The sequence below is a fragment of the Candidatus Binatia bacterium genome, from assembly GCA_036504975.1.
Classification (GTDB): Bacteria; Desulfobacterota; Binatia; order UBA9968; family UBA9968; genus JAJPJQ01.
In genome coordinates, this window is the sequence record DASXUF010000106.1 from 21869 (window position 1) to 28066 (window position 6198).

The following is a 6198-nucleotide window of genomic DNA, read 5'->3' on the forward strand; positions in this document are numbered from 1 at the left end:
GTTATCGGAACACATATCAAAAGTCCACCGATGGTTGACGAAGAATCTTCCGTTCGATAGGCTCCAAAAAAGATTCGAGGAGGTCGGATGATCACTGTCGAAGGGGAAAAGATCGAAGTCATCGACGCGCACTCGCACATGGGAGCGAGGAAGAAACTCGCCATCCACCAGATTCCGCCGATCATGAAGTTCATGGCCGAGGACATGCTGAGCTCGATGGACGGCGCCGGTGTGGACGGCGTCGTCACGTTCGCCATCGGCATTGGCGAGCCGTCGGATTATCGAGAGACCAATCAGTACATCGCAGATCAGATGAAGAAGCACGCCGGAAGAATTCACGGCTTTATGCGCTTGAGCCCGGGGTTGGGCGCCAAGGATACGCTCAAAGTGTTGGAGGAAGGCGTCAAGCTCGGCCTCAAAGGCATCAAGATTCATCCGCTGATCGAAAACTGTCCCGCCAACGATAAAGAGAAAGTCTATCCGCTTATGGAAGCCGCCCAGCACCACGGCCTCACGGTTCTCTTTCACTGCGGTCTCGGCGAGAACGCGAGCCCGCAGCGGATCGGCGAGATCGCGCGAGATTTCCGCAAGCTCCCGATCATCATGGGCCACTCTGGGCTCGTGGAAGGTGTGAGGCAGGTGGTCGAGATCGCAAAAAAGTACGACAACGTCCACATGGACAGCTCGGGCGTCGGCTGGCTGCCGTTTTTCTGCGAGGCGATCGCATGGGCCGGTCCCGACCGCGTGATGTACGGCTCAGATCATCCGTTCAACCCGATGGAGTGGGAGATCGAGAAGATCGTCAAGCACGCGCAGCGCCATCTGAAGCTTAAGATCGAAGATCTCCGCTTGATAATGTCTGGGAATATCAAGAGGCTGCTGAAGATAAGCTGACCGTCCGGGAAGATCGGGCGCTGACGCACCCTCACCCCTCCCCTCTCCCTCAGGGAGAGGGTGAGGGGCTGCATGGAAAGTCTGGTGCAATAATTTCCTTGATGAGGGGGGAACCTCCGATGGCTGCAAACCTTCCTACCTCCACTGTTCTTGTCCGGACGATGTCGGACACTGTAGAGACCGATATCCGGCGCGTTTACGTGATCGCGAACGAAGTCCTGCCGCGTTATAAAAAGTCGCCGCTCTCTTTCGAACAGCTCCGCAAAGTAGCCGACGGGCCGTTCGATCTGTTTTTGATTCCGCTCGTCTTCGAGAATGAGTATAGGCGAGACCCGTCGATCATTTTCAACGAAACAAAACGTCAGGAGATCAGAGACCATGCGCTGGGGATCGCCGCCAAGCACGGCTACGACACTACTCAACCGGATCTCATTCCCGGCATCGAGGAGTCGCTTCGGACCAGCCGGGAGGCCGGACTCCCGAACATTCTCATGACGACCGGCGGACGGCGCTTCAAGCACCAGGCGATGGAAGAGCGCGGCCTGGGCAAATATTTTGACGACATTATCGACAGGGAAGAAACCTACTTCAGAAAAGAGCAGGGCATTTATCATCTGTTCCGGCAGCGGAGCGACAAATTTCTCCGCGTGATTCTCGTCTCGGGCACGGCGACTTACGTCAAAGCGGGAAACAATCTCGAACGGCTGAGGGTCGCCGGCAAGCAGCTCGAAGTCTTCACCGTCGCGCTGGCGACGGAGCATTCGTATAACGACGAGGAGACTTTAGCGGCGGCTCGGCCGAAGATGACGATTCATCGTCTGGATGAGCTGATGCCGGGTTTGCGGGAACAGGGACTGATTACGCCGTCCGCGGCTTAAAAAATCTTCATAAGTTAATCCTCGGAGAGATCCTTCACTTTGTTCAGGATGACATTCTCGGAGTGTCGTTCTGAGCGGAGCGAAGAATCTCTATTTGTTTACTCGCGTGTCTGAAATCGTTCATGATCAATCCGGCAGCGGCTGGCCTTTGGTCTCGCGCGCGAACATCACGAGAACGAGACCGAGAACATAAACCAGGCCGACGGTGCCGATGGCCTGCGCGAAAGAGCCGCGCGAAGAAGTGAGAAGTCCCGTGATAAAGGGCGCCGCAGCGGAAAGGAAGCGGGCGAAGTTATAGCAAAATCCCTGCGCGGTGGCGCGAATGGCGGTGGGAAAAAGCTCGGGAAAATATACCGCAAACCCGGCGAATAAACCGGCGGCAAAGAAACCCATGACGGGGGAGAGCAGCAGGGCCGCGGCATAGTCCTGCACCCAGAAGAAATTCGCTTGAACCGTGACGAGCGCGCCTAGAAAATAAATCAAAAAAGCTTTTTTTCTTCCCCAGCGGTCCGCCAGCAACGGAAAAAAAAGACAGCCCACCATGCCGCCGCCGTTGAGGACCGTCGTGATGAGGCTTACTTGCCCGGTGATTTTCGTTACTCCCTGGGCGTGGAGCATCGCCGAGATCCACGTCGGCACCCACTGGATCGCGCCCTGATAGCCAAAGGTCGCGACCGTCGCCACGGCGGTGCCAATGAGGAGATCGCGCCTGACCGCGGGCGTGATCATTTTAAAGAGCGGAGTTCCTTTGCTCCGCGCCTTGTGCCAGCGCTCCGGCTCGTGCACTGACCTGCGAACGTAGAAGGCGAGAAGCGCCGGCAGAATGCCGCCGGCGAAGACCCACCTCCAGCCGAACGGGCCGATAAACAGATACAGGAGCGACGCCAGCAAAAATCCCAATCCGCCGACCGATTGCATGATGCCGGCCGCTTTCGTTCGAGAGCGTTCGGGCCAGCTTTCCGCAAGCAGCGCCGCGCCCGCGCCCCATTCGCCGCCGACGCCCAGTCCGGTGAGAAAGCGAAACAGCGCAAGCTGCTGCCAGTTCTGCGCCAGGCCGGAGAGTCCGGTGAAGACCGCATAGACGAGGATCGTGATCGCCATCGTCTTCGCGCGGCCGTGGCGGTCCGCGATCACGCCGAAAAGAATTCCGCCGAGACCCCAGCCGACTAAAAAGACGGCGAGGATGATTCCGCCGTACCAGCCGATGACGCCGCTGTCGGTGGTGCCCAGGAGATCGCTCGTAGCCGGGAAGAGGATGATGGCGTAGAGGTAGCCGTCCATGATGTCGAGTCCCCATCCGAGAAGGACGCAGATGAAGACGCGCCACTGATACGGCGTAATGCCCCGATACCACGCTTCTTCGGCCATAAGGACCCACCATATACGAAAACTCCGAAGGCAAAGCAACAAAAATTTTGGCGTCCGCTTGAAACCCTCGCTTTGTTCCTTTAGTGTCAAAAAAATTATGGAACAGGTAAACGCGCAGACTGTTACTTTGCAGGCGATCTCGTGGAATCGTCTCGCCACGACCGCCGTCGCGCACATGACCGAGCATCTTTACATCGGCATCACGACGGTCGTGCTGCCGGTGATTGCGGCGACGATGGGGCTCAGCATGGCGCAAGCCGGGTCGCTCGTCTCCGCGCGTTATCTCGTCGCCGGGCTGGCCAATATTCCGTCGGGGGTTTTGGCGGACACGCTAAAGCGGCGGCATGTCCTGCTCGGCGTCTGTTTGGTTTGTCTCGGGCTCGGATCTCTGCTCATGAGCTTTGCCACGAGCTTCTGGCTGCTGCTGTTCTTCATGGCGATCGGCGGGCTCGGCTCCGGAAGCTTTCACCCGCAGTCGATTGCGATTTTGTCTTCCGCCTACCGCGACCGGCGCGCGCTCGCTCTCGGCGTCCACGACAGCGCGGCCAATTGGTGTTCGAGACGCCCGTGGCAGTCGTTTTACCAAAAGGCTCGTAGGTGTATTCGGTTTGAACCACACCGGCAGCATCGGCAAGGGCTAGTGCCGACCCGAGTGCATCCGGGAGGATCGAGCTACTGGTACCAGTGCCCACGTCAGTGCGAGTGAGAAATTCATCAACTCCGAGTCCTGCGAGGATATTTGCCAGCAAGGTGGCACCCGACGTTTCCTGCACCGGATTAACGCCGTCGTACAAAAATTAGGGCAGAGAACCACGCTGTTAAGTGACACCTCCAGGTTGTCCTATTTTGATTTGAGGCAGTGATTGAGAATTTGAACAGATACAGGGGCTAATACAACACTGCCAATCCAGTATGGCCACATCTGTTGGGGCAGTGAGTGGGGATCAAAATAAAAAACAAGGAAAGACGCATAAACTGGGAACCCGACAATCAATATTGATATCAGAAGCGCTGTCGTATTCCGCGTGCATTCCTTCGCTCTACCGCTTCTGTAAATTAAAAAGGCTACCGTTACTATATAAACTAACATCCCGCCCAGGAAGAACCGCCAATTTCTTGCAAGAGAAATCGGGTATCTTGCGAAGAGCAGAAAAACAAACAGGCACAACGAGGTAATTACTGCAGTGAAAAAAAGACGAAGCTTGTCTGCTAAGAAAGATTTCTTTTCAGTGTACTTCATAGGAGGCCTTCGCATCTTGCTTCGTCAATAAGACAATCGTAAATACAATAGTTCAATGCAGTTAAAGCAGCTACCGGATTGGCTGCACGAGCATTCAATCTTAAGAATGTTTCACGTCTGCTATTAAGCGCGGAATTTTACCTCACTGGCGATTCAGTGCATAAAACACGAAATAACCAGCAAGAAGCTCGATGCCAAAAACGAAGGGAGCGTAGGCGACAACTGGGTGCATCGCAGGTTTAAAATACAAAATAGTACAACCGAGCAGAAAGAAAATCACCGAGCTGCTTACGATCTCCTTCAGCGGAGGAACGGGTGGCCCTTGCGAAATGACGCTCAGTGCTGCATTAGTAGCGTCCCGACTCAATAGAACCTTTAAAGGATTGATATGGTAGTGGTCGACTGTCATAACTCGCGTTACGGACCAACCCATCAATAAAAGAGAAATAACGATTGCAGCAATATCGTAAGGAGAAGTAAGAGAAGACATTGCTGCCGACACGGCTAGTAACACGCCAATGAAGAAGTACAAGAAACATTTCATTCGTAGCTTTATGTAAAGAAGCAGACTTAGTAACCCCATTACCATGGCGAGGATCGCCACTAGTTGCAGTCGCATACTCTAACAACCCTTTCTACCACTATAACAAGCGCCGGGAGGTGATGGGGATGAAGTAGGAGGAGGGTTGGGGAGAACCTCGTCTACGCATGCAAGTTGGTAACATAAAACCCCGCCGGCAGCACCAATCAAAGCGCAAGGATATCCACCGCCAGCTACTGTGCAAACAATCGTGGCACCGAGACCAACCGCAATACAGAAAACTTCACAATAAAGCAAGCCTGATGGATCCGTGTATACCAAAGGCTTATTTTGAACGTATGCATATTGGTTAAAGAGTTGAGATGTAAGTGTGCCTGGGCTCGATATCATGGTTGGAAGTAACCAAGGCGAATTCCAGCCTGCTTCGTATTTACACAGATCTAGCTGATTCCTAGTGAGAGGAGCCAAAATGGGATCTTCGCTGCTGAATCTTTGTAAAACAGGATCGTGGTAGCGCGCACGATAATAGTAAAGTCCGGTTCCATCATTTTCTCGGCCTGTAAAGTGGAAAGGGTTCCGATCGAATCGGCTGTAGCCACAACACTGCCGAGAGCATCTGTCAGGAAATGCTGCGTTCCAGTAGAATCTATTCGACCGAAGAATTCATCGATCCTAAGACCTGCAATGTTAGCAGTTACTGCCGATGCGGATGTTTCCTGAATTGGGTTGGCTCTGTCGTAGAGAAATTCTGTCAAATTTCCACCTATAATCTTCTTCTCTCTTCTACCCATACCATCATAGAGAAAGCTGGCGTGTCGCCAGGTCCACCGATCCCGGTCAGCTGATTTCTGGCATTCCAGTTGTACAGTGTCGTACCGTTGGCATCCAGGATCGATTCGAGATTCCCATTGTTATCGTAAGCCAAGGTCTTATCACCAAACGCAACCTGTTGATTGGCGACGTTGTAGTTCGTAGAACTCACAGCCTCCGGAATGCCGGTCCTTCCCCAGCTTCCGCCGACTCTCGTGCGATTTCCGGCTCTGTCGTATTCGTAAATAATATCCCCCAACACGGTAGTGCCGCGGCTGTACCAGATCGCAATGACCCGCGAGGCAGCATCGTAGACGTATTGTACGAGAATGCCATTCGGGAGTGTTAGGGAAATTCTTCTTCCTGCCGCATCATATCCAAGAGTTACAACCGATGATCCTTGTGTGATCTGTGTCAGGCGGTTTGCGTCGTCATATGTATAATTAACCGTCTGCTGACCTGAGACG

General features: G+C 53.8%; 8 protein-coding genes. 3 read left to right on the forward strand and 5 right to left on the reverse strand.

What is annotated here, in order from left to right; translation table 11 throughout:
- Positions 1–87: 87 nt before the first annotated feature.
- Together VGL70_14310 and VGL70_14315 are read left to right on the forward strand one after the other, a co-directional pair.
- Positions 88–894, forward strand: a complete 807-nt coding sequence (locus VGL70_14310; protein HEY3304700.1) for an amidohydrolase family protein — start codon at positions 88–90, stop codon at positions 892–894.
- Positions 895–1013: 119 nt separating this feature from the next.
- Positions 1014–1772: a hypothetical protein gene (locus VGL70_14315; GenBank protein ID HEY3304701.1), complete on the forward strand. Its 759-nt coding sequence runs from the start codon at positions 1014–1016 to the stop codon at positions 1770–1772.
- A 126-nt stretch (positions 1773–1898) separates the two neighbouring features.
- Here the strand turns inward: VGL70_14315 and VGL70_14320 are convergent, their stop codons facing one another.
- Complete coding sequence (locus tag VGL70_14320; GenBank protein HEY3304702.1) at positions 1899–3140, reverse strand: MFS transporter; 1242 nt, start codon at positions 3138–3140, stop codon at positions 1899–1901.
- 97 nt (positions 3141–3237) lie between these two features.
- On the opposite strand from VGL70_14320, the gene VGL70_14325 reads away from it, so the two are divergent.
- Complete coding sequence (locus VGL70_14325) at positions 3238–3846, forward strand: MFS transporter (GenBank protein ID HEY3304703.1); 609 nt, start codon at positions 3238–3240, stop codon at positions 3844–3846.
- 135 nt (positions 3847–3981) lie between these two features.
- On the opposite strand, the gene VGL70_14330 is transcribed toward VGL70_14325, so the two are convergent.
- The 4 genes from VGL70_14330 to VGL70_14345 form a co-directional block, all read right to left on the reverse strand.
- Positions 3982–4380, reverse strand: coding sequence for a hypothetical protein (locus VGL70_14330; GenBank protein HEY3304704.1), 399 nt, complete (start codon positions 4378–4380; stop codon positions 3982–3984).
- A 142-nt stretch (positions 4381–4522) separates the two neighbouring features.
- The gene (locus VGL70_14335; GenBank protein HEY3304705.1) at positions 4523–4984 is read right to left on the reverse strand and encodes a hypothetical protein; all 462 of its coding nucleotides are present in this window, start codon (positions 4982–4984) and stop codon (positions 4523–4525) included.
- A gap of 377 nt (positions 4985–5361) precedes the next feature.
- On the reverse strand, positions 5362–5712 hold the full coding sequence (locus VGL70_14340; GenBank protein ID HEY3304706.1) for a hypothetical protein: 351 nt from the start codon (positions 5710–5712) through the stop codon (positions 5362–5364).
- Positions 5685–6198 (reverse strand): RHS repeat protein (locus tag VGL70_14345; protein HEY3304707.1); only part of this gene is annotated, 514 nt, incomplete at its 5' end. The genes VGL70_14345 and VGL70_14340, both read right to left, overlap by 28 nt.